Genomic DNA, 23,467 nt, shown 5'->3' with positions numbered 1-23,467 from the left:
TTATTGTCTATGTTTCAATAACTCCTGAATACAAAGAAAAAAGAGGGTAATGACGGTAAAATAGTTCATTGGATTCTGAAAGATATTGATGTTCATTGATAATTGAAGAAGAATCCACAGACTGAATACCACCATAACAGCAGGAATAATTAATTTATACACAATGGTTCTCCCTTCTAGAGTAGTGCGGTTTTAGTTGGCATTGTCTCATATCATTGTAGAGGTTGAAAAGAGGTAAAGGTTTTAATAGGTTCTATCACATAATTCGGTATAATTGGTCTATAAAAACGATAAATGGTAGATAAAGAATAGGAGTTGTTGAAATGAATCAAACTCTGCAAATGGGTGCCAATACCGTACTAAACTCTCCAAAGGGGCAATTATTCATCAGTTATGAAGTGTCATCTGCAATTGATATTTCTTTAACGGCGTTTCTCTTAACAGATTCAGATCTAGTTCAAGGAGATAATGGCATTATTTTTTACAATCAGCCGGAGAGTACTACGGGTGTCGCGACACTTTTACCAGCAGAGATATCAGATCAGTTGAAAAGACATCAATTGAATTTTGATATGAGCAAAGTGCCTGTCGGAATCACAAAGATGGCTATTACACTAACAGAGGATCGAGGAATCGGCTTTTCTCATGTGAAGAATCTGCAAGCAGAAATTCGAACAGGTGATGAGGTGCTATACCTAACACCAGTAAGCTTTACAAATGAAAAGGGTATTGTCGTAGTAGAGCTATACATAAGAAATAGTGAAACGAAAGCACGATCCATCTGGCGTGGCTTCGATTCTGGATTGGAAGGGCTATGCAAGCTTTATGGGGTGGAGGTTGAACCTGATGAACAGGATGTTTCTACACCTCCTCAAATGGTTTCTGAAAAACAAATTAATGAGCCTGCTCCAATGAACACAGCCGCTAAAGAGAAAGTCTCTGCACCTATTAGCTTAGAGAAAGTTCAAGGTAAAATTAGTCTAGACAAAGGTCATAAACCGATCATCATTGACAAAACACCAGAGATTACGGCTACAGTATCTTGGGAGTCTGGTACCGATTATGATATTTACGCGTTGATCTATACGAAGTCAGGAAAACAAATAGATGTGGCCATGTTTGGCGCAAAAGGTGTTCCCGCTCTCAAAAGTTACGGTAACGGGGCTGTTGAGCATATGGGAGATGTCGGTAGAGATCGTGAATCAATGAAAACAGAAGTCATTAAACTAAGGTTAAATGATGATATCCTTGCGGTGGTACCCGTTGTTTACTCTGCTCAATCAAATGGAACAGGTTCTTTCTATAGATATAGAGTGTCTATGAGTATCGATAATCATCAAGGAACGTCTGTCACGATTTATGCAAAACATGCAAATGACAATGATCGAATTTATTCTTGTGTTCCTGGTATACTTCAAAACACAAATGATGGCGTGATCATCCGTCCACTAGAGCTTTACAGCAAGCCGAATTCCGAGCGCAGACCTAAATTAAAAATGAAGTCTTCAAATGAAATTGATGTTTTGATGGATAAAGGACCAATCAATGACTATAAGTGACGTGAACATGTGGCTAGACAGAGTATAATGAACTGTCTGGCCTTTTCTATATCTCTACAATGGATAAACTCGTTTATCCAAATGAGAGGGTAAATTGAATAGAAAGTCCATTCCATTTTTTATGTCATTTAGCCTATTTTTCAGTTTTGGAGGTCACGGTAAAATAGACTTTATGATCAATAATGGAGGGAGTGGCTTCTTCTGGGCAAGATACTTGATGCAAAAGCACTAACCAGTGCCATGGATACAAGGGCAAAACACTATCAGGAACTCCGCGAACAAATGATAGATTTAAAAAAGGCATTACAAGGTGTTGCCAACCTCGGTGACGACTTCACTGGAAAAGGTGCCGATAACATTAAAAGCTTCTACAAAGAGCTCGCAGGAAATGTGGACATGTTTATTAGCTTCATTGATAAACAAAAAGCCTTTCATGAAGGTGTTTCTGGAACGCTTGATGATACAAACTTTGGCGGCGATACCTTTGTAGAAGAACACTTTTTAGACAACGCTGTACATATGGGCATCAAAAACGCCAAAAGCATTGTAAAGGATCAAAAAAAGGCACTCAAAACGATTTTTCAAGATATTGATGACCTCATTTCTCTGGAGGTATTTGATAGTAAAACCTTTGACGAAAAGATTGCAGATGCGGAAGATGAACGCAAGAAAACGGTTAAAGATTTAATAGAACTTGATCAAAATCTAAAAGATGAATATGCTTTGTCAGAGACTGAGGAGAAGGCTACAATGGCATTGTACGCAGAAATGATCAATGCCACAAATGACGGAAAATCCATTTCGCCTATGAATTTTGACAAGAAAGCGTATCAAAATAGCGAAATCTACAAGGCAAAAAGCGATATTGAGAAGCAAACTTCTGAATATCTAAAAATCAAAAAAGATCAAGAAGAAGCCCGCAAGATCGCAAAGGAACAAGAAGCGCTCGCCAACCGTCCGTGGTATGAAAAAGCTCTTGATTACGGAGGAAATATTGTCAATGAATTGACAGGCGTGAACGATGCAAAACGTGCTGCAACAGGTGTCGATCCGATCACAGGTGAAGAACTCACCGCAGGCCAGCGAGTCGCCGCAGGCGGCATGGCAGCAGCAGGATACATCCCGATCGTCGGTTGGGCAGGACGCATTTTCAAAGGCGGTAAAGCCGTTTATAAAACGACTCAAGCCACGTCCGCCGCAGTAAGAGCGGTCGACATTTACAAGACATCACAGAAGTCTTTTGACGCCCTGAAAACATCTCAAAAAGGCTTATATGGACTCACCGCAACTAACGGCTTCAGCGAAGCGATTACGGGTCGAGATATGTTTGGAAATAAAGTCTCGAAAGAACAGCAGGAAGCGAGTATGAATGCGGCGCTTGGGATGCTTTTGCCGTTTGGGGCAAAAGGGTTTCATGGGAAGATGGGTGTAAAGAGTTCAGGTATACCTAATATTTCAAAAAGGCATGATGAAATTGCTCATAAAAGTTATTATGGTAGAAAAGATTTTAGAATAAAGATAAATAGTGCAGTATATTCTCATCATGATAATAAGCATTTAAAGGCTAGAACTGCCGAAGAAGCGAAACGTTTTAGTGAAACCGGAAGACGAAATGCTCAATACCTACCTGAAATAAATAATAAAGTGATAGAAAAAGAAGCTCTTCAAAGAGGGCATATCATTGATAATGGCAATAATAATTTTTACTTCATTTATGATACTGGTAAAGTTGTTGGTTATGATAATGGAAAATCTACTAGTTGGATTAGAGGAGAACTAACGAGTGGTAATGTGTATCACGGTCATCCAATAGCTGGTGATAGATTAAATAAGTATTTAAACAAATTAGGAATAAAATAACTATAAAATTAACAAAGAGGTCGGATAAAGATGAGAAAGCATGTGAAACTTGATATTCCGGAAGTAAACATTCATCCCTTGAGGATAACTGAAGGTTGGAATGTCCGTTATAATCATTTTTGGGAAATTGACCCTAGAAAGTTAGAAACAGAAGATGAAAGATGGTTTATGTTCACTGAAAGTTTGTTACAGCTTTATCATGAGAAATCATCAATAACATTGGACTTAGGTTGGTATCCCGATTTATCTTCAGATGGCAACTATCTTGTTCTAATAGTTAAAAATACAGATTGGGACAATCCTATTCAGGAGTTTAGCTCTGATGACTATAGCAAAGTGATAGATTTTATAGAATTTCATTTAAAAGAAATTACATCTAACTGGTGGAAATAAAACTGTATGTATTTCTACGAGGTTAATAAGGCTAGTGCTTCTCTGTTTTGCCGTTTCTATGGTGGTGGTCTTATAATGAATAAAAACCAAACAATGCTTAAAAAGAAAAATATGTGGAACCATCATTGGAGCATTAAAAATGTATATAGAACTGGATAAAATTTTATCCGCTGATAAATACTAGTAAGTGAGATACTCTTGTATTTTAGCCTAAACGATTGGGAAGAACTATCAAAACAGGTACTCAATAAACTAATAGAGTGGCAGCGAAAAATTGCGTACTGTCTCGATAATGAGTGCAATGAATATGAGTTTCATATTTTATTGGATTTGCTGAATACTAATGATGCGGAATTATTTGAGATTTGTATTGATACATTAAGAAGTTATCCTATTGAAGAGGGTAAAAAAATAGTACTGAAACATCCTCAGATTACAGAACGTATAAATCAAATGTTGACTACTACTGCGAACCTACCAGCAAAGACAGTTCTTCGAGATTTCATTTCAAAAATACATTCAAATTAGTCCGTTATTGCTGAAATTTAATGATGAAATAAGATCTTGATTGGTTTTATACTGATCAAGATTATTTAATTTACACTGATGAAAAATGTCACATTGTAAAAAGAGTAAGTAGGAATGTATTTATTCGGGATTTTAAACAACATAAGATTCATTATTACGTACATGTAATTATACAAAGTCCCCATTTATATTGATTTCCTAGATTTATATCCGGAAATTTTGAAAAAAAGCATAGTTATCTAGAAATCAGTTCATTCCACCGTGTAGCCTGGTGGAATTTTCAAGGGGGAGATGTCTAGAGAGCAATGTTTATACGCCTTGTGGAGGTGCTCCTATGAATAATAAAGGAAAAACAAAAATCGAAACCTTAAAAAGAAAAAGCAGAAGAAAGCACTTAATAAACGAATTAAGCTATATGACACTTCCAGAACCCCCTTTTTTGGAGGTCGAAGAGAATCAATTTTTTTGTCAGAAGGTATTTACTTTCCTGCAATCGAGAGAACATAAAAGTCAAATACATGGAGACAACTATCTAGAGCATATTGAAAAGTCTACACAAATGTTAAATGAAATGGTCGGGAGGATAAAAGAGATTCCTAAACAAGGGAGATTGCTTTTTTTCCGAGATCATGAAATTGAAGCGCTTTTAGTGAATGTGGATGAAGTGTTTCATCATTTAAATCAACTTCTTGAGCAAACCAAATTTTTAAGTGGATACGGAGATTTCATTTTAATAGCAGAGGATTTTCATTTTGGATTATGCATAGAGCGTACAGAATATTTTTATGAGTTTAGTTTTTGGGGGATGTGAGTTTAGATCAAGCTTCATTTCAAAAAATGACAGGGATTTTTCTCTATCACCATTTCCCTCAAATTTAAGCAATTCACTATCATTACCTTTCACATTCATATAAAATAAGAGCTAGTGAAAATTTGAAGAGATGCTTGATAAATGAAGGGCATGTAAGCTGTATGAAATGATGAGATGTTTCAAGTACGTGAAGGTTGCAAAGCTGTTTCTCCTCACGCATGAATCTTGTAAGCGTAACCATTATTTGTCACTTCATTGCAATGTGTTGAGGGGTGTGTCAGCATGAGGAATCCGTATTTGAGAACGGCTTCTAGTCTTTATATCAATTATTTTTTATTAGGTATGGTCAATATTATTTTGGCTTCTAATATGCCATTTTTGATCAAACAATTAGATACAAATAGTGCGGGGATAAGTTATATGATATCTGCACTCGGTATTGGCAGGGTGCTCACGTATGGTTTATCGGGCGTACTGTCAGATCGTTTTGGACGAAAGCCGGTCATTTTGGTTTCGGGGGTGCTGATGGCGGTGTTCCTCATTGGAATCCCATTGTCTCCGAATTATCAAATCGCGTTTGCGTTTGCGATTTTGGCAGGGGTGGCGAATTCGGCGATGGATGCAGGGACGTATCCGGCTTTAATGGAAGCTTTTCCTCAAAACTCGGGATCTGCAAATGTGATGGTGAAGGCGTTTATTTCGATTGGAGCGACCATTCTGCCGCTCGCTATTTTCTTTTTAGCAGAGCATGATCTGTTTTATGGATTTGCGTTTTTTGTACCTGCTTTTATCTATTTAGTGAATGTGATGATGTTGTGGACATTGCCATTTCCGAATCATCGCAAGGTGGAGCAAGTTCAGGTGACGGAGCATGATGGACTTCCACGCTTCTCATCAGAGCCTACGTTTTGGAGAGAAGGGGTCGCACTGATTGTGATCAGTTTTACATCAAATGGTCTGTACGCCTTGCCACAAATTTGGCTGCCTACGTACGGTGAGGAAATATTGGGAATGGCTTCTGGCAGTGCTGTGAAGCTGCTTAGTTACTATAGCATGGGTGGTTTGCTGTCTGTCTTATTGCTCGCATTTCTTTTGCGCCGTATTGTTCGTCCGGTCACCGTGCTGCTACTCTATCCGATTATTACATTAGCCTCTATCTGTGTGCTATTGGTCGTGAAGTCTCCAGTCATCGGGACCGTCAATGCATTTGTATTGGGCTTTTCAACAGCTGGTGTCTTTCAGCTGACGTTAACCGTAATGGCTGAGTTCTTCTGGAAAAACAAAGGGACGATGACAGGAATTATCTCAACAGCAGGCGGAGTGTCCGCCATTGTGATTCCGGTCGTCACTGGTTTGATCGAAACCCACTCGACGATTTTGCAAATCTTTATATTTGATGCGGGTGTCGCTGTTGTTGCGATCATCGGCGCGATGTATATCCTCAATCGATATCGCCGGATTATGATACACGAATAAAAAAAGACGACTTCCAAAGCGGAGGTCGTCTTTTTTCTATGTTTCGTTTAGAAACGGTCATTTTCAAATAGAATTTGTTTCACTTGTTCAACTGGCATATCCTCGCCAGTAAACAGTTTGTACGCAAGGGCACCTTGCCATAGCATCATGCCAAGACCGTTAATCGTTTTGGCACCAGCTTCTTGTGCTTGAGCAAGAAGTTTTGTTTTTTGCGGGTTGTAGACGACATCTGTCACGATTAAGTCTTTGCGTAATACATCAAGGGTATCGTCAATAATGCTGAGCTCATCTAATGGTTTCATGCCAAGGCTTGTCCCGTTTGCTAAGATCGCACTTTCAGCTACTTCACGACGGAAAGCGTCTTTGTCTTCAAGTGGGAAGATATTCGCTTTGACACCGAATGATTTCATTTCGTTGTTGATGTAATTTACATTTTCTTCTGCTTGAACAAAGTATTGGTCATTACGAGCAAAAATACTAATTTCACGAATACCTGATTGTGCAAGCTGAATGGCAATCGGAGTTGCAGCGCCGCCAGATCCAACGAGTGTAACCTTTTGTCCAGCTAATTCAACGCCGTGTTCAATTAAGTTTCTTACGTAACCAAGACCATCTGTGTTGTAACCAACCAGCTTGCCATCTTTGTTCACAACTGTGTTGCTTGCGCGAGTATATTTTGCAGAATCATCTAGTTCATCTAAGTAATCAAGTACTTTCATTTTGTTCGGCATGGATACGTTAAATCCAGCTGCACCCATCGCTTTCATCCCGTTTACTGCTGCTTCTAGTTCATCATTTCCTACCTCAAAAGCAAGGTAAGCATAGTTGATTCCTGTTAGTGTATAGCCAAGGTTGTGCATCCGTGGTGACAGGCTGTGCCCGATTGGTGTTGCAAGAAGACCGACTAATTTTGTTTTTCCATCAATATTACGTTCATGTATGTTTGTCATGATTGACATCTCCTTTAATTATCTAAACAATTTTTTCATGCGTCGTAAAACAAAGACTGCTAACAATACGCTGATGACCGCAATGATCATATCGAAGAATAAAGTCATTTTAATATCGTACGTGCTAACGAGTCCGCTTGTAATCAGCGGAACAAGGATAAACGCTGAGCTTGCCGCAATGTTGACATATGATGAAGCCGTTGCTTTGTTTGTAGGGAATAATTTCATCATAATACTCATCGCCAACTGGAAAATGCCGGCTGTAAATAATCCTAAGAAAAAGGTACTAACAATGACAATGCCGTATGTTTCGATTTGAAATAGTGAAAGCATGGCAAGGAATGCCCCGATTGGGTAAATAATAGCGACCATAATTGGTGAAATGAATTTATCTAATACGATTGAAAGCAATAGAACAGATACGAGTGCACCAATACTAAAATAAGAAAGAAGCTGCGTCGCTTGTCCTGAGCCAAGCCCAATCAATTTCAACCCGAGCTGTGGAAGCCAAGTTTGCCATACGACAAATAATGCAGTAGACGTGAATCCCATAAGTACAACAGCTAAACCTTCACCAAACATTTTCGGTTCTTCCTTCATTTGCTCTTGAACGGGAAGATCGTTATGAGAAGCCGTTTGCTTATGATTTGGGAACGGCATAAAGATCAAGTAAATGCCTACAAGTAAATAAAGAAGTCCTAGCCCAAAGAATGCCCAGCCCCAGAAGATGTCATGTGCAATAAGGAATGCCAAGATAAATGGAAGAACAGTCGCACCAATTGATACAGACGCTTTCACTAATACAGAAGCTGAACTTGCTTTTTTAGGAAATGACTCTGTCAAAGCAGGATATGTCCCTGAATCAAGCAATGAGTTTGCAATCCCTGCGGAAATGGCAAAAATGAAAGCCAATGTATAATTGGTCGTCGTTGGAATCCCAATTAAGAATAATAAGTAGAGAAAGTTACCTGTAATAATGACAGGTTTTCGCCCCCAGCTGTCTGCCAGCCGGCCAGAGAAAAAGAGAGCAATTAATTTACCGATACCGATTGCTGATACAAGCAAGCTGATTTTTGGAATATCTACATGGTAGCGTTCAGATAAGCTTTCCATGTTTGATGCCACAATAATATTGATCATGCCTAGCATGAAATAGTTTAAGTACATGCCAAGTGATGATTTAATGTATGGATTTTTCATGTTCCCACTCCTATATTTGAAACCCTGTTCGGGCCAAATTCTTGTTACCCTTTGTTATTTCCTTAAACGTAAATAATATTAAGTCCATCACAACACCCCTTGTGTGATTGATGAAAAAATAATGAATATTCATCTGTTCTTCAAATAAGTACATCGTTCTACTAAATAATTAAAAATAATAACAGTTATCATAAGTTGATGGACTTCCTCGATTTGATCAGAATCAAAAAATCCATCTTTAACTGTAGTTGATATCATAAATAACGATATGTTCACAAAAGGTATAACGATATACTAAAAGAAGCAACGAGATAAATATACTCCTGTGTATAAAATGTGTCAAGTTTATGACTTTGCGATTTAAAAAAAGAAAAATGTAATAAAGAAATAGTTGACTTGCTCAATAAAAAAAGGAGAATCGCTTTGCAATTCTCCTTTCAGCGTGTAGACAAACCCTCGCATTCTTTGTCAGTCCTGCGCTCCGGTGCTCACGAATGTCAAATTCGCTCTGCTCCGGTGCTCGTCCTTCCTAGACTGCAAAGGTTTTCTATCACGCTGAAAAGAAGACAAAGGGCTAAAATAAAGTTCATTTTAGCCCTTTGTCAACAATCTGAAAGGAGAATCGCTTTGCAATTCTCCTTTTCATGATCATGTCGAGGTTTCTCGAATATGAAGTTGAGGCTTTAATATCAATCGCTGCAGTTCTTCATCCTGCTCGTTCATTTTATGATACAAAAGGTTGGCTGCTTTGACTCCAATGGATCGTGGAAATGATGAGACTGTGGTGAGCGGCGGGTGATACATCTCCGCTTCAGGGATGTTATCGAACCCAACTACATCAATGTCTTCACCAGGCTTGATGTCACGCGCTGCCAATTCTTGAATCACCCCAAACGCCACTAAATCACTGAAGCAAAAAATAGCAGTAGGTGGTTCGGGAAGGTCAATCACTTGGGCAAGAGCTTCTTTCCCGCCTTCACGGGTAGGCACCATATCAATAATAAGAGATTCATCCATCGTTATGTCTTCATCATCATGGGCTCTTTTGAACCCTTTCATCCGTTCAATCCAAGTTGAGGAGGATTTGATTCCACCTAAGAAGGCGATGCGGCGATGCCCTTTTTGAAGAAGATGACGGACCGCCATCCAAGTGCCTTGTTCATAATCAACGCCGACATAATCACAATGGACATCTGCTAATTCACGGTTTGCCAATACTTTTGGTGTGCGAATGTTGTTTAACTGTTTCACCGTTCGTGTCGAACTTTTCGATGCTGGATTTAAGATGATTCCACCCACTCGGTGCTCTACCATTGTGGAGATGAGCCGCTCCTGCTTATCTACACTATCAAAGGTTGTCCCAAGTAAAACGGTATAGCCAAGTGATTCAAGTGTGGTTTGCACACCGATTAAAAATTCAGAAATAAAGGTGTTTGAAATATCCGTGACGATCACACCTACAATATTTGAACTTTTCGACCGCATATTGGCAGCGACGCGATCGTACACGTATCCCAAATCCTCCATGGATTGCAGCACTTTTTTCCGGGTGGCTTCAGAGATCCTAGGGTTGTTGCGAACAACGAGTGAGGCCGTTGAAGTCGATACACCGGCATGCCGAGCGACTTCTTGTAATGTCACACGCTGTTTGTTCATTTTTTTCATTTGTCTTCACCAACTTCATTGGATTGCCTAACTATGGTTCATCATCAAGATGGATGTCTCCACCAAACGAGCCGAACATTCTTTGTTTCATTATACCTTAATCAAGGGGTGTTGATGAAGTGATGTCATATCAGCTTCAGATAAGGAGGAAACAACATCTTAAAAGATTACCATTGACAGCTTTCTTTTAGAGGCGTAAAATATAAAATTATTCAGAAATAGCAACATTTAAAGTAAATATCGAAGGCTATGATTGCTGTGGGTCACACTATGGCAGGAGCAGCTTCTGGAGAGACCGCATGTATGTGCGGCGCCGAAGGGTTCACAATCTCAGGCAAAAGGACAGAAGAGTACGAAATATTGTATTTGTGATGCATGGATCATACTGTGTATTGCTTTTCTCTATTTTGCTATTCTTTTATGACCGTGAGATTGGAGCGCATCCAATCTCTTTTTTTATGGACTTTTTGTGAGTTCATTATTTCAGTATAGGATCGTGTCGTAGGAGGGTGTTGAAATTGGCACAACAAGAGTTAAAGCGAGATTTATCAAACCGTCATGTTCAATTAATTGCCATTGGCGGAACGATTGGAACTGGGCTATTTTTAGGGTCTGGAAAGGCTATTCAATTGGCAGGACCATCGATCATTTTTGCGTACTTAATTGTCGGAATGGCCATCTTTTTTGTCATGAGGGCACTTGGAGAATTGCTCTTATCTAAGACGGGCTATCAGTCTTTAACGGATATAGCAGAGGATTATCTTGGACCATGGGCTTCCTTTGTGACAGGATGGACGTATTGGTTTTGCTGGATTATGACAGCGATGGCGGATGTTATTGCGGTCGGGGTGTATGTGCAGTACTGGTTTGATATTCCGCAGTGGATTCCTGCTATTATTTGTTTATTGATTTTGCTAGGATTTAATTTATTAACGGTGAAGCTTTTTGGAGAAATGGAATTTTGGTTTGCACTTATTAAAGTGATTACGATATTACTGTTGATTGGCGTTGGAATTGTCCTGTTAATCATTGGTTTTCAAACAGATGCAGGACCCGTGACGGTAACGAATCTGTGGTCACACGGCGGATTATTTCCAAATGGTGTGACAGGCTTCTTATTGTCATTCCAGATGGTGATTTTTGCGTATGTGGGCGTGGAACTTGTCGGTGTGTCAGCAGCAGAAACAGCGAATCCGCAAAAAAATATCCCGTCTGCGATTAATAAAATTCCATTAAGAATTCTCTTTTTCTATGTAGGTGCGATTTTTGTATTACTATGCATCAACCCATGGACAGAACTCAGTGCATCAGAAAGTCCTTTTGTGAAAACCTTTGGGCTCATTGGGATACCAGTAGCGGCGGGACTCATCAACTTTGTCGTCCTGACATCTGCGGCGTCTGCTTGTAATAGCGGTATGTTCTCAACGAGCCGAATTTTGTATAATCTCAGTCATCAAAAACAAGGACCGGCATCTTTTGGCCGACTAAATAAGCATGCTGTTCCAAGTAATGCCCTGTTTGTTTCGACAATTGTGGTGTCAGTAGGGGCTCTTTTAAGCAAGCTGATTCCTGAACAAGCCTTTGGTATTGTGACAACGATCAGTGCCATTTGTTTCATTTGGGTATGGAGTATTATTTTAATATGCCATCTGAAATATAAGAAGACACGTCCTGAACTGCATAAGGCGTCTACCTTTAAAGCGCCATTTACACCTTTTGTGAATATAGCGGTTCTTGTGCTTTTTGCTTCCATTCTTGTCATCATGCTTTTCGCTGATGCAACACGGCCAGCACTATTATTGACACCCGTATGGTTTGGGTTCCTATTTTTGATTTATGCACGAAAGAAACGCCGTTCAGCATAATGAACGGAAAAAGCACAGCCTTTTTAAATGGCTGTGCTTTTGCTTATTTAACGATTTCTAATCTTCAACATATAGTATGCATTAAGAATGATCAGAACAATTCCAACGACGATGATGGAGAAGAGCTGAGAGTGATTGGCGCCAAGAGAATAGACAATCAAAATAAACATGGCACCGGTCAATAAAATATTCATCATTTGAAAAGTGTGAAAAAGCCCATCGAGCATCACATGCTTTTCGCCTTCATCAGAAATGGCGAGCAGTTTTTTGCCATAATCTTTATCGGTTGGACTAGGTAGGTGACGATTAGGATAGACGAGCTTTAGGACAGAGGTCGACACATAAGAAAGAATGACGGTGATCAAAAATAAGGCAGCATTTGCGAGAATCAGCCAAGGTGGCTGCTCGGTTACGATGGAAATTCCAATTGCAATAATCGATAAAATGGTACTCACCGTATTAGCTAACGTTACATCAGTAAAGGTTCGATACTGTTTTACCTCGAGTTCATCCTCCTCATCACCAGATACCGAAAGAGAGACTCTTTTCTTCATGCGTGAAATGCCTGAAAAACAATAAATGATGAATAGAACTGTCAAGCCAGTGATGACAAGAGTCGCTTCAAATGCAGCTTGCAGAAGTGTCAGCTCAAATTCGGATGCCAGCAAACAGTAAGCACCGAGAAAACCAAGGAGAGCACCTAAGAGCATTTTGTATACAGTTTTCATGTGAGTTCATCCTCCTCGAATAGAAAAATATGTTCAATGGGTTCTTGAAAAATACGTGAAAGCCTCATAGCAAGTAAGAGAGACGGCATTAATTCATCTCGTTCCATTAAGCTGATCGTCTGGCGGGAAACCTTTGCCCGTTTCGCAAGCTCCGTTTGGTTTAAACCATCACGTGCCCGCAGCTCTTTTAGCCGATTTTTCATTCTGTCACCTCAACTCTGATCAAAATGTTATCTTGATTGTAAAGTATTATATTCATTTTGACAAGTATAGTTTTCAAAATGATAAAAATAATTGTCAGAAAGATCGCCTTTATTCAAAAGGGAATCAATGATACGCTAAAGAAAAGAGAAACGGAAAATAGGTGATGCCCATGTTCATTGATCAATTAAAAAGTGACTTACATCAATCACAGCCATTATTTATCGGAGAAGAGACAGCGTTCAAAGCGGCAGTCCTTGTCCCTTTGGTGCAAGTAGACGGGGAATGGCATGTTTTATTTGAAGTGCGATCACTGACGATGAGAAAACAACCTGGCGATATTAGCTTTCCAGGAGGCAAACTCGACGGCGGCGAAACTGCACAAGAAGCTGCACTGCGGGAAACATATGAAGAACTAGGGATTCCGCCCGAATCGGTCAAGGTGTTAGGACAGCTCAGTCCTTATATTGCCTCACCATCCTTTGTGGTATATCCATTTGTCGGGATTATTGATGAACAGCAGGTCAAACATTCCTTTAATCAAGAAGAAGTAGAGGAGACCTTTACTGTGCCTCTATCATGGCTCAGCCAATACGAACCGTACTTACACCATGTATCGGTGCAGCCAACACCAGGAGAGGACTTTCCTTATGAAAAAATCATGAATGGTGAAAAATACAGCTGGGGGAGTCGTTCGATTGAGGAGTGGTTTTATGATTACGATCGTTACACCATTTGGGGATTAACTGCCCGCATATTAAAACATTTTGTGATGGTTGCAAAAAGAAATTCCTAGAGAATCAGCTCTAGGAATTTGTTGTAGAAAGGCGTTCTTTTGCGGTTTCTTTTCCTTTCCCTTTTCCAATTAGGATGGGCGCTTTAGCTTGGCTCAATCCATATGAAGGCATGTTCACGTAGATAGATTCATATGAGCCGGCTTGAATTTGATACGTTTCATGATAAATTCCGACCGCGTCATTATGTCGTGCTCTTTGGTTGAATCCTTTCCAAGCAGTCAAATGCTTCTCCATCTTGGCGTAGGCAAGGAGGTCCTCTGTTGATTTCCAATATTGGATCATGGTGGTGGTGCGTAAACCGAAGTAATTTTCTGTCCCGAGAAAACCAAGTTCTTCTTGATGTGTATAAAGTTCTTTGATCATCCCCGGCATCGCCTTAAATACTGGCAGCCATTGATGAACAGCCCAGCGTTTATTGATTCTCATTCCGATAATGAACACAACAATCGGCTCAGAATTGTCTGTTGTATACCTGCCAGCACGTATATTTTTTTTCATTTGTTCATCCTTCTTTCTTCATCGATTCACAGGTCTCCACGCACCAATCAATTCCAGCCTGCGCCACTTTCTTTCCGTAATCTAATGTATATAGCCAATACTTCGCATCAGCTTCATCTGGATACAGCTCTTGAATGTTTTGTTCAATCGCAACATATGTCTCATAACGGATACGGAGCTGCCTCTCATAATCTTGTAAAAGCACCAATTTTTTCTCAAACGAAAGATATTGACCAAAAAATAACTTTAATAACACCTCATTTCGTTCTGATGGTACTTGATGGAGCGGCTGTGCCAGCCATTGCCTCAACGTGTCCAGCCCTTTTTCAGTTAGGTGATATTCCCGCTTGTCTGAGCGGCCAGTTGTAGAAGTGGGTGAAACCTTCGCAAGCCCTTCCTCGACTATTAACTTTAAAGCTGGATAAATTTGTCCATAACTAATTTTCCAAAAGTGATGCAAGCTCCTATCAATTAATTGCTTCACTTCATACCCAGACTTACAATCTGTCGTTAAAATCCCCAAAATCGCATACGTCGTATCATTGTATTTTTTCATTGATCAACACACCTATCTAAAAGATATATCATTTAGATATATAATAAACGATGTATAACTGCAGATACAAGAGGTATGAGAAAAAAATAAATGCTAGAAAGGAGGTGAAGAGATCGCTGATTTGTTAATCAATGAGATGAATCCTTCATATAGATTGAACGATCATAGTTTGGAGGGGGACATATGAGTAAATCGAAAATCTGGATCATGACTATTCTGGCGGTACTAATGATTGGTGGAGGCGGCTTTATAGCATATCAAGCAATCGCAAAAAAGAGTGGTTTGAATCACCCCTACGCCTTTGCATATAAAACAAATGATCGTGTGAACTGGTTGAAGGTAACGGAGAGAAATGGAAAAGTAACAGGTCATCTGAATGAAACCATTTTAGAGGAAAATCCGAAAAGGCATTATGATCCCAATCTATTTATCAACAAATATCAATTAACCGGAAAATCAATTGAAAACGGTTACGAATTTTATGTGAAGCAAGGGAAAGTAACGATCACATATGAAGTTCACCTTGCCGAAAAAGATCTTTCTGTGAAAAAACAAGGTGAAAAGCACAGCATCACATACAAAGCAGTTGATCAAAAAAACCTACGTGCTGTTCAACAGGACATTCATACTCGATATGAGAAACTGATGGATGACACGGAAAATAGATTTCATGATTATGTACGAAACTTCATTAAGAAAGTAACAGGCGCTTATGGTTATCTGTATACAGCAGAGGATGGTTCATACCAACTATTTCTAAAGGTAAAACGAATGTATATGCAGTCTGAATGGGCAGGTTCTTTTCTAATGAGAAAGGTTCCAGGAGATGGTGGTGAACCTTATAAAGAAACGAAACATACAGCAGGTGGAGTTTCAGATGGGATAATGTTTGATTTGAGTACTTATCCTGCAATTGAAAAGGGTTTTATTTTAGGGGAAACTGACCGAGACGCAACATACATTAAATTTCCTTTTAAAATGGCAGGCGGGATTATAGAATTTAAAGCGGTCACGAAAGAGGAATATCAAGAACAAACGGAAGCATTCAAAAAGAAGGCGAAAGAATGGCAAAAGTAGATCGTGTTGGAACAGATGATTGTTGTGAATGGCATTTCAGGGCGATCAGAATTTAGTTGAATAAATAGGGATAATGAAGATATTTTAAATCATATATTAGTGGAGGTACCTATGAGTAAATTGAAAATGTGGGTCGTGTCTATCCTGGCAGTACTCGTCTTAGGTGGAGGCGGCTGGACAGCATATCAAGCAATCGCACAAAAGAATTCATTGAATCATGCCTATGCATTTGCGTATAAAACGAAGGATAAAATGAGCTGGTTTGAGATATCTGAGAATAAAGGCAAAGTAACGGGGCATTTGAATGAAAAGTATATAGAAGAAATATGGTGGGATCCCAAAATATATAAAAAACAATATGTAGTGTCCGGGAGTTCAAAGGAAAACGGTTATGAATTTCGAGTCAAACAAGGCAAAGAAACAATCATATACGAAGTTCAAATGTCCGGTAAAGACCTATCTGTGAAAAAACAAGGTGATAAGAAAAGCAGAATATATAAAGCAATCAATCGAAAAAAGCTAGATTCGTATCACAAAAAACTTCAAGTTCGACATCAACATCTAGTTGATACTTCAGAAACTAGATTTTATGACAATATGAGACACTTCAGGGATAAAGTGGCGAAGGTATATGGTTTTCTATATACGGCAGAGGACAAACAACTATTTTTACAAGTTGAAAGCATGCATATTGAGAATGGATGGCTCGGCTCTTTTCTAATAACAACTGTTTCTGAAGATGGTTGTAAGCCATATAAAGAAATGAAATTAGAGGTCGGGGGCGAAACTGATGGTGGAGACTATTTAGACATGAGCTACGATCCTATAATTGAACGAGGTGTCATTATAGGTTCGACTGATCGAGATGCAAAATCAATCAAACTGCCAATTAAAAAGACTAACGGTACTATAGAGATAAAAGCTTTCACGTATCAGGAATTTAAAAAACTCCCTAGACCATATATCATGACAGGCGATTCAGTAGAGTTAAAAGCTGTCACGAAAAAGGAATATGAAAAACAAGCGAAAGCATTTAAAAAGAAAGCAGAAGAAAAGAGAAAATAGGCATCTTAAACCAGATGAGTGAATCAACTTATCTGGTTTTTTATGGAGAAACATTTTGTTGATTGATGATAGAAGGAACAAAAGAGTTGCTTTAAGTAAATAAAGAAAAGTATTTTGGGTATATAGACCTTAATAAATTTCAGAAAAATAAATGTTGACGCTTTCATATAATCAATATATACTGAAAACAAATCCAATATAAATAAATTAGACATGTGACTGGTCATGCAGGCAGGATCTAAAAACGATGAATTTCTTTAATTTGTCGTTTTAGATCCTTTTTTTATTGCCAAAATATAGGTCTCATGTATGAGAAAAGGAGGAGAAAAAATGGATTACACACAAGTCGCCAAAGATGTTTTACAGCATGTAGGTGGTAAAGAAAACATTGCGCACCTTGAACACTGCTCAACAAGACTTCGCTTCACACTAATTGATCAGAAAAAAGCAGATGTACCAGCATTAGAAAAAACACCAGGTGTCATAGCTGTCAGAATGTCAGGACAATGCCAAGTGGTCATTGGGAATGACGTGATTGAAGTGTATCAACAGGTAACAAATTTAATGGGCGGCAGCTCGTCTGGGCAAAGCATGCCATCCAATCAGCCAAAAGAAAAAAGAAAAGCAGGCACAGTTCTATTAGATTTCATTGTGGGTGTCTTCCAGCCGCTTGTTCCGGCTATCGCAGGCGGAGGGATTTTAAAATCATTTCTTCTCCTCTTCTCTTTATTAGGATGGGTGGATGCAAAAGGCCAAACCTATCAAATACTGAACATGGTGGGTGACGCACCACTATACTTCCTGCCATTACTAGTCGCTGTCACAACGGCAAATAAACTAAAGGTAAACCCACTGGTCGCATTATCAGCAGTCGGTGCACTCCTTCTTCCGAACATGACAGCCATGCTTACTGAAGGTGCGCAATTAATGTCATTCGACGTAAAAAATATAGCTTATGCGTATCAAGTGTTTCCAGCAATCCTTTCTGTATTGCTTTACGCTCAAATGGAAAAATTCTTCACACGATTTTCACCAAAACCAATTCGGATTTTCTTTGTCCCAATGATGTCATTAGTCATTACTGTACCCGTTACGTTACTGTTATTAGGACCACTTGGTTTTACAGCAGGACAAGGGTTTTCATCCGTTATTCTTGCGATGTTTAATACAGTAGGCTGGGTAGCTGTTGCAATTTTAGCAGCGGTACTCCCGTTTATGGTTGCATCAGGCATGCACAAAGCAATGGTCCCTTATGCAGTGACAACGATGGGGAACCTCGGGAAAGAAGCACTTTATTTACCAGCATCACTTGCGCATAATATTGCGGAAAGTGGAGCATGTTTCGCAGTGGCACTACGCACGAAAGACAAGGTACTCAGATCAACAGCTATTTCGGCAGGAATTTCAGCATTTTTTGGCATCACAGAGCCTGCTTTGTATGGTGTGACACTTCAAAATAAACGCGTACTTGGAAGTGTCATGATTGGTTCGTTTGTTGGCGGGATCTTCATTGGATTAGTTGGTATACAAGCTTTTGTACTTGTTGGTCCTGGATTAGCAAGTATGTCGATGTTTATATCAGATGAGCTTCCACGAAATCTAATGTTTGCTGTCATTGGAGCTGTCATTTCCTTCGTTGTTGCTTTTATCGCTGCTTTTGTATTAGGTAAGGATAAAAAAGTAGAAGAAAAGACAAATGATCAAGATGCATTTGCTGAACAAATTGGAGCAGGGGAAACTTTCAAAAGCCCTGTGATTGGTCAAATGATCTCTCTAGCTGAAGTAAAAGATGATATTTTCTCTTCAAAGGTCATGGGAGACGGAATTGCCATTATTCCTTCAGAAGGAGCGTTATATGCACCAGTAGATGGTGAGGTCACCTTGCTGTTCGAAACAAACCATGCACTTGGTATGAAAACGGACAAAGGGGTGGAAGTATTATTCCACATTGGCATTGATACTGTACAGTTGGAAGGACAGTATTTTTATCCAAAAGTGCAGGCAGGAGATCGTGTACAAGCAGGGGATTTACTCATTGAATTTGATGTAGAAAAAATCATGGAAGCAGGATACGATCCAGTTACGCTTGCTGTCATCACGAATACAGATCAATATGATATTAAGGTACAGCCATTACAAGAGGTCAATCGCCAAGATACATTGATGGTTATCACCCAATTAGGAGGCTAAACATATGACGACAATAAAAGGTTTTCCAAAAGGATTTTTATGGGGCGGCGCCATTGCCGCCAACCAAGCAGAAGGCGCTTGGAATGTAGATGGAAAGGGCCCATCTGTTGCTGATATTGCGATGTACCGGTCTAATTTGAGTGTAGAAGATTATGAAGGGCATCTAGCTGTTACTTCTGAAAATATAGATCGAGCGATGAAAGACCCAGATGATAAAAAGTATCCAAAACGCAGAGGTGTTGATTTCTATCATCACTATAAAGAGGATTTGGCTCTATTTGCTGAAATGGGTTTTAAAACTCTTCGCATTTCTATTGCATGGAGCCGTATCTTCCCAACTGGAGAAGAGAACGAACCAAATGAAAAAGGACTCCAATTTTACGATCGTGTATTTGCAGAAATGAAAAAACACAACATAGAACCGATTGTGACGCTGTCACATTATGAAATGCCGTTAGCACTGAGCGTGAAATATAATGGCTGGGTTGAAAGAAAAGTCGTTGATCTCTTTGTTAAGTTCGCCAATGTATGTTTTGCACGCTATAAACATGATGTGAAATATTGGCTGACCTTTAATGAAATAGATAGTATTCACCGCCACTCTTTTATTACAGCAGGAATTATTCCTGATCGCTGCCCAGAAGGGAAAGAGGAAGAGACGGTTTATCAAGCACTCCATCATCAATTCATTGCCTCTGCACTCGTAACAGCAGATTGTCATCGCATCATACAAGGCAGTCAAGTAGGGTGTATGCTGACAAAATTAACAACGTATCCGCACACTTGTCATCCGAATGATGTGGAGCGGGCATTGAAACAAAACTTAGAAAACTATTTCTATGCAGATGTTCAGGTATTTGGTGAATACCCGCCGCTTATCAAGCACATGCTTGAGAGAAAAAACATTCATATCCAAATGGAATCAGATGATCTTTCTATTTTAAAAGAAAATACAGTAGATTTTATCTCGTTCAGCTACTATATGTCTTTAACTGAATCAGCTGATGAAGGATTAGAAAAAACGGATGGAAATACCATCCGTGGGGTCAAAAATCCTTACCTTCCATCTACTGATTGGGGATGGCAAATTGATCCGGTTGGTCTGAAAATTTCTTTAATAGAATTATATGATCGTTATCAAAAACCACTGATCATTGTAGAAAACGGCATGGGTGCAAAAGATGTTGTTGAAAGTGATGGATCAATTCACGATGATTATCGTATTAACTATTTCAAAGAGCATTTCCGCCAAATGAGAGAAGCGGTGGAAGAAGGCGTTGACCTCTTCGGATATACGAGCTGGGGCTCAATTGATATTATTAGTGCAGGTACATCACAGATGTCAAAACGATACGGGTTCATTCATGTAGATCAAGATGACGATGGAAACGGTACATTAAAACGTTCTCGTAAAGACTCATTTTATTGGTACAAAAAGGTCATTGAAACAAATGGTGAATCGCTTGATTGAAAAACCACAATCATGAAAACAGGTGATGACGATGTTTAAAATCAAAAAAGTTTTAAACTCGAGTGTGGTTCTGGCTGAAGATCAGAACCAACAGGAGATGGTTCTATTCGGCCGTGGGATTGGTTATGGACAAAAACCAGGTCAAATGATTGAAGAAAAGAAGGCAGATCAAGTGTTTATGTCTGTCGATAACATGAGAGCGAAGGAATTTCTCCAACTATTAGATTCAATGCCACAAGAGTTTATCGATTTAACTCAGCATATTGTTCAATATGCTGAAAAACGCTTAAACTCAAGTCTGAATTCTGGTGTCTATTTTACCTTGATGGACCACTTGAATTTTGCAGTAGAACGGCACAAGAAGAATATTAATATTACAAATCGAGTATACTGGGAAATCAAAAACTACTATACCGAAGAATTTGAAGTAGGTAATTATGCGCTTGAGTTAGTCAACAATACATTGGGCATACAATTACCAAAGGAAGAAGCGGCCAATATCGCTTTCCATTTAATTAATGCGTTAGGTGAAGAGTCCGATTCTAAAGATGGCATGAAGTATGCCAAGATGATCGGAAGTATTGTGAATCTCGTCCGCTATACGTTGAATATGAAAATGGATCAAGAGAATATTCATTACAGCCGATTTATTACACATGTGAAATTCTTTGTTGAAAGATTTTACGCAAATAAATTATTATCAGATCAAGAAAATGAGTTGTTTGAACAAATTGCACACTTGTATCCTCAAGCGATGGATGTAGCTTTCAAAATCAAAGATTATATTAAACAGGTGCATAGTATTGTTATTCCAAATGACGAACTTACGTATCTGGCGGTACATATTCACCGCCTCATTTCTTATCAAGAACTAAAATAAATGTGGACCACTTGCCTTGTAATGAGGCAAGTGGTTATTTGTATTGTATCGGTTTATGTTCCGATAGGTCGTTCTGTTGGGCCAAGATTTGTATCATTTAACGAATTGTAAGACACCGTTTGTCCGAAAACAACGATGGCTAAAGCGAAAATGAGTAAACTCACTTTTTTCATCATAATTCCTCCAATTAAGTGTAGTGTGATCCAATTGATAGGCATCCTTCAAAAAGAGGTATGCTTGGTGAATTGAACCCAGCTCTTCAAAGTGTTTGGCAGCTAGTGCACTTAATTCACGGGCACCTTCAACATCCTTTAATTCTTTCAGAATACTGATGTCATCGAAACAGGTTTGAGCTTTTTTGGATATGTCTTCAGTGAAATATAGGTGATAGAGAAAATTCATTTTTGCTGTATAGATGGGGTTTCTGTCTATTTCTTGTTTTTGTTTGACTAATTCAAAATAATAGAGAGCTTGCGACTTTTCATCAATGGAGAGTAGCTCTTTTAGTAACATAAACATGGAGTGTTCGAAATAACAAGATGAAAGGTAGTCATCATCACTAAGAGCCTTTTCTAGGGCATCAATACATTTTTTTGATTCTCCAACTTCGGCATATAGAATACTGATATTGTGATAAAGCTGTGATGCTAAAAAATGATCGTTTAATTGATTTGAGATGTGTAATGCTTTTGTGTAGTAATTCTCAGCTCTTTTGAAATCGCCAATATCCATGAAGTTGGTGGCTGCGATCACAAAAGCTGCTGCCAGTCTTCTTTCATAGCCATCATGACCTTTGAAAATATCGATGGCATTCTGAATATAATGAAGTGAAATCAGGCTTTGGCGAAGCATCATATATAGGTTTGCGACCTTCGTATGGAATTCTGCTACTTCTATTTCATCAGGAATGTTTTGCAGTTTTTTCTCAGCAATTTTAAACAGTCCGATGGCTGATGCATAGTCTCTGTTATATGAAGCGTAAAGGGCTTTATATAGGTAAAAATAGTATTCAATTAAGTCGTTTGTTTTAGAAGGGTATTCTAGCACTGTCGGTTCATTCAGTTTTTTACCCCTTCGTTCATATAACATGAGCTTAAACTTGCCTTCTAGCAATGAATAGTAGGTCAAGACCTCCTGATTCTCTTCCATCTCTTGAAGTAATTCCTTTAATTCTGTGTAGATTGTCTTTGCATTGTGTACATCATGCTTACGAATGGCAATTCGCCAATCATTTAAACGGTTCCCCACCTGTTCAGCTGAAATGATCGTCATGGAAATTTCACCTCTTTAACATCCTTTCGCCTGTTTCAATAAAAAACGATATCACAATTTTTGGTAAAATATAATCGTTTCAGAGAGGTGATTGACAGGAGGTAATAAAAAGGACCTTATGTCATGAGATGTACGTTATTGTAATGATCATTGATTGTTTATTCAAATGAGTAAAATCTTTTTTTGGAAGTCTAAAAACGTGATAGATACTATTAGTTTTAAGTTTATGGTCGAAAATACCATCTGAATATATGAAATAAAGCTATTTTAGCTATGAGAGAAGAACAATGAAAGGTCGATCTAGAAGGGAAAATCAGTTATGATGTTGCTAGATGATTTTGGGAAAGAAACTGGTAGTTACTGAGAAAGGTGAAAATCCGAGACAAGTGTTGACCTTTCAGAAAGGATGTTGAAATGAAAAAAAG

At 38.9% G+C, this 23,467-nt stretch carries 21 protein-coding genes and 1 riboswitch; of the genes, 12 read left to right on the top strand and 9 right to left on the bottom strand.

Annotated elements, in window-relative coordinates; translation table 11 throughout:
* Positions 1-162: a hypothetical protein gene (locus N521_RS19640; RefSeq protein ID WP_100218327.1), complete on the bottom strand. Its 162-nt coding sequence runs from the start codon at positions 160-162 to the stop codon at positions 1-3.
* A gap of 161 nt (positions 163-323) precedes the next feature.
* Between N521_RS19640 and N521_RS04870 the strand changes: the two genes are divergently transcribed.
* The 5 genes from N521_RS04870 to N521_RS04845 all read left to right on the top strand — a co-directional run bounded on the left by N521_RS04870 (position 324) and on the right by N521_RS04845 (position 6,627).
* Positions 324-1,559: a TerD family protein gene (locus N521_RS04870; RefSeq protein WP_035390067.1), complete on the top strand. Its 1,236-nt coding sequence runs from the start codon at positions 324-326 to the stop codon at positions 1,557-1,559.
* Between the two features lie 201 nt (positions 1,560-1,760).
* Entirely contained in the window at positions 1,761-3,419 is a 1,659-nt protein-coding gene (locus N521_RS04865; RefSeq protein ID WP_080688195.1) for a ribonuclease YeeF family protein, read from the top strand.
* A gap of 30 nt (positions 3,420-3,449) precedes the next feature.
* On the top strand, positions 3,450-3,812 hold the full coding sequence (locus tag N521_RS04860; RefSeq protein WP_035390066.1) for a hypothetical protein: 363 nt from the start codon (positions 3,450-3,452) through the stop codon (positions 3,810-3,812).
* A gap of 862 nt (positions 3,813-4,674) precedes the next feature.
* The gene (locus N521_RS04850; RefSeq protein ID WP_035390064.1) at positions 4,675-5,151 is read left to right on the top strand and encodes a YxiF family protein; all 477 of its coding nucleotides are present in this window, start codon (positions 4,675-4,677) and stop codon (positions 5,149-5,151) included.
* A gap of 282 nt (positions 5,152-5,433) precedes the next feature.
* The gene (locus N521_RS04845; protein ID WP_035390062.1) at positions 5,434-6,627 is read left to right on the top strand and encodes an MFS transporter; all 1,194 of its coding nucleotides are present in this window, start codon (positions 5,434-5,436) and stop codon (positions 6,625-6,627) included.
* Between the two features lie 47 nt (positions 6,628-6,674).
* On the opposite strand, the gene N521_RS04840 is transcribed toward N521_RS04845, so the two are convergent.
* The 3 genes from N521_RS04840 to N521_RS04830 form a co-directional block, all read right to left on the bottom strand.
* Positions 6,675-7,577, bottom strand: coding sequence for a shikimate 5-dehydrogenase (locus N521_RS04840; RefSeq protein WP_008344408.1), 903 nt, complete (start codon positions 7,575-7,577; stop codon positions 6,675-6,677).
* Positions 7,578-7,595: 18 nt separating this feature from the next.
* A complete protein-coding gene (locus N521_RS04835; protein WP_035390060.1) occupies positions 7,596-8,777 on the bottom strand; it encodes an MFS transporter in 1,182 nt (393 codons plus the stop codon).
* A gap of 648 nt (positions 8,778-9,425) precedes the next feature.
* Complete coding sequence (locus N521_RS04830; RefSeq protein WP_035390058.1) at positions 9,426-10,442, bottom strand: LacI family DNA-binding transcriptional regulator; 1,017 nt, start codon at positions 10,440-10,442, stop codon at positions 9,426-9,428.
* A 276-nt stretch (positions 10,443-10,718) separates the two neighbouring features.
* A riboswitch (glycine riboswitch) is annotated at positions 10,719-10,798 on the top strand.
* Between the two features lie 162 nt (positions 10,799-10,960).
* Between N521_RS04830 and N521_RS04825 the strand changes: the two genes are divergently transcribed.
* A complete protein-coding gene (locus N521_RS04825) occupies positions 10,961-12,307 on the top strand; it encodes an amino acid permease (RefSeq protein ID WP_035390056.1) in 1,347 nt (448 codons plus the stop codon).
* A 47-nt stretch (positions 12,308-12,354) separates the two neighbouring features.
* Here N521_RS04825 and N521_RS04820 read toward each other — a convergent pair whose 3' ends face one another.
* Both N521_RS04820 and N521_RS04815 read right to left on the bottom strand, forming a co-directional pair.
* Entirely contained in the window at positions 12,355-13,035 is a 681-nt protein-coding gene (locus N521_RS04820; RefSeq protein WP_035390054.1) for a DUF3169 family protein, read from the bottom strand.
* A complete protein-coding gene (locus N521_RS04815) occupies positions 13,032-13,238 on the bottom strand; it encodes a helix-turn-helix transcriptional regulator (RefSeq protein WP_008347396.1) in 207 nt (68 codons plus the stop codon). Before N521_RS04815 ends, N521_RS04820 begins: the two co-directional genes overlap by 4 nt.
* 170 nt (positions 13,239-13,408) lie before the next feature.
* Between N521_RS04815 and N521_RS04810 the strand changes: the two genes are divergently transcribed.
* The gene (locus N521_RS04810; protein WP_008347394.1) at positions 13,409-14,032 is read left to right on the top strand and encodes an NUDIX hydrolase; all 624 of its coding nucleotides are present in this window, start codon (positions 13,409-13,411) and stop codon (positions 14,030-14,032) included.
* A 10-nt stretch (positions 14,033-14,042) separates the two neighbouring features.
* Here N521_RS04810 and N521_RS04805 read toward each other — a convergent pair whose 3' ends face one another.
* Together N521_RS04805 and N521_RS04800 are read right to left on the bottom strand one after the other, a co-directional pair.
* A complete protein-coding gene (locus N521_RS04805; protein ID WP_035390052.1) occupies positions 14,043-14,531 on the bottom strand; it encodes a DUF4188 domain-containing protein in 489 nt (162 codons plus the stop codon).
* A 4-nt stretch (positions 14,532-14,535) separates the two neighbouring features.
* Entirely contained in the window at positions 14,536-15,087 is a 552-nt protein-coding gene (locus N521_RS04800; protein ID WP_035390049.1) for a PadR family transcriptional regulator, read from the bottom strand.
* A 183-nt stretch (positions 15,088-15,270) separates the two neighbouring features.
* Here N521_RS04800 and N521_RS04795 point away from each other — a divergent pair, with 183 nt between their 5' ends.
* The 5 genes from N521_RS04795 to N521_RS04775 all read left to right on the top strand — a co-directional run bounded on the left by N521_RS04795 (position 15,271) and on the right by N521_RS04775 (position 21,770).
* A complete protein-coding gene (locus N521_RS04795; protein WP_035390047.1) occupies positions 15,271-16,164 on the top strand; it encodes a hypothetical protein in 894 nt (297 codons plus the stop codon).
* A gap of 111 nt (positions 16,165-16,275) precedes the next feature.
* On the top strand, positions 16,276-17,229 hold the full coding sequence (locus N521_RS04790) for a hypothetical protein (RefSeq protein WP_035390045.1): 954 nt from the start codon (positions 16,276-16,278) through the stop codon (positions 17,227-17,229).
* 330 nt (positions 17,230-17,559) lie between these two features.
* A complete protein-coding gene (locus tag N521_RS04785) occupies positions 17,560-19,419 on the top strand; it encodes a beta-glucoside-specific PTS transporter subunit IIABC (RefSeq protein ID WP_017368397.1) in 1,860 nt (619 codons plus the stop codon).
* Positions 19,420-19,423: 4 nt separating this feature from the next.
* Positions 19,424-20,890, top strand: coding sequence for a glycoside hydrolase family 1 protein (locus N521_RS04780; protein WP_035390043.1), 1,467 nt, complete (start codon positions 19,424-19,426; stop codon positions 20,888-20,890).
* A 31-nt stretch (positions 20,891-20,921) separates the two neighbouring features.
* On the top strand, positions 20,922-21,770 hold the full coding sequence (locus tag N521_RS04775) for a PRD domain-containing protein (RefSeq protein WP_008347382.1): 849 nt from the start codon (positions 20,922-20,924) through the stop codon (positions 21,768-21,770).
* Positions 21,771-21,863: 93 nt separating this feature from the next.
* On the opposite strand, the gene N521_RS04770 is transcribed toward N521_RS04775, so the two are convergent.
* Positions 21,864-23,042 (bottom strand): response regulator aspartate phosphatase, encoded by a 1,179-nt coding sequence (locus N521_RS04770; RefSeq protein WP_017368395.1) that lies wholly within the window; start codon positions 23,040-23,042, stop codon positions 21,864-21,866.
* Positions 23,043-23,467: the final 425 nt, after the last annotated feature.

Origin of the sequence: Bacillus sp. UNC125MFCrub1.1 (genome assembly GCF_000701305.1) — a bacterium.
GTDB lineage: Bacteria > Bacillota > Bacilli > Bacillales > Bacillaceae > Bacillus > Bacillus altitudinis.
The sequence above is the reverse complement of the archived record's forward strand: the minus strand, read 5'-3'. Positions and strand labels throughout refer to the sequence as shown.

Coding starts and splice junctions, on each gene's coding strand:
- N521_RS04835 (WP_035390060.1), bottom strand. CDS start 8,777: ATGAAAAATCCATACATTAAATCATCACTTGGCATGTACTTAAACTAT.
- N521_RS04795 (WP_035390047.1), top strand. CDS start 15,271: ATGAGTAAATCGAAAATCTGGATCATGACTATTCTGGCGGTACTAATG.
- N521_RS04785 (WP_017368397.1), top strand. CDS start 17,560: ATGGATTACACACAAGTCGCCAAAGATGTTTTACAGCATGTAGGTGGT.
- N521_RS04770 (WP_017368395.1), bottom strand. CDS start 23,042: ATGACGATCATTTCAGCTGAACAGGTGGGGAACCGTTTAAATGATTGG.
- N521_RS04860 (WP_035390066.1), top strand. CDS start 3,450: ATGAGAAAGCATGTGAAACTTGATATTCCGGAAGTAAACATTCATCCC.
- N521_RS04805 (WP_035390052.1), bottom strand. CDS start 14,531: ATGAAAAAAAATATACGTGCTGGCAGGTATACAACAGACAATTCTGAG.
- N521_RS04870 (WP_035390067.1), top strand. CDS start 324: ATGAATCAAACTCTGCAAATGGGTGCCAATACCGTACTAAACTCTCCA.
- N521_RS04775 (WP_008347382.1), top strand. CDS start 20,922: ATGTTTAAAATCAAAAAAGTTTTAAACTCGAGTGTGGTTCTGGCTGAA.
- N521_RS04820 (WP_035390054.1), bottom strand. CDS start 13,035: ATGAAAACTGTATACAAAATGCTCTTAGGTGCTCTCCTTGGTTTTCTC.
- N521_RS04790 (WP_035390045.1), top strand. CDS start 16,276: ATGAGTAAATTGAAAATGTGGGTCGTGTCTATCCTGGCAGTACTCGTC.
- N521_RS04815 (WP_008347396.1), bottom strand. CDS start 13,238: ATGAAAAATCGGCTAAAAGAGCTGCGGGCACGTGATGGTTTAAACCAA.
- N521_RS04810 (WP_008347394.1), top strand. CDS start 13,409: ATGTTCATTGATCAATTAAAAAGTGACTTACATCAATCACAGCCATTA.
- N521_RS04845 (WP_035390062.1), top strand. CDS start 5,434: ATGAGGAATCCGTATTTGAGAACGGCTTCTAGTCTTTATATCAATTAT.
- N521_RS04800 (WP_035390049.1), bottom strand. CDS start 15,087: ATGAAAAAATACAATGATACGACGTATGCGATTTTGGGGATTTTAACG.
- N521_RS04850 (WP_035390064.1), top strand. CDS start 4,675: ATGAATAATAAAGGAAAAACAAAAATCGAAACCTTAAAAAGAAAAAGC.
- N521_RS04830 (WP_035390058.1), bottom strand. CDS start 10,442: ATGAAAAAAATGAACAAACAGCGTGTGACATTACAAGAAGTCGCTCGG.
- N521_RS04780 (WP_035390043.1), top strand. CDS start 19,424: ATGACGACAATAAAAGGTTTTCCAAAAGGATTTTTATGGGGCGGCGCC.
- N521_RS04840 (WP_008344408.1), bottom strand. CDS start 7,577: ATGACAAACATACATGAACGTAATATTGATGGAAAAACAAAATTAGTC.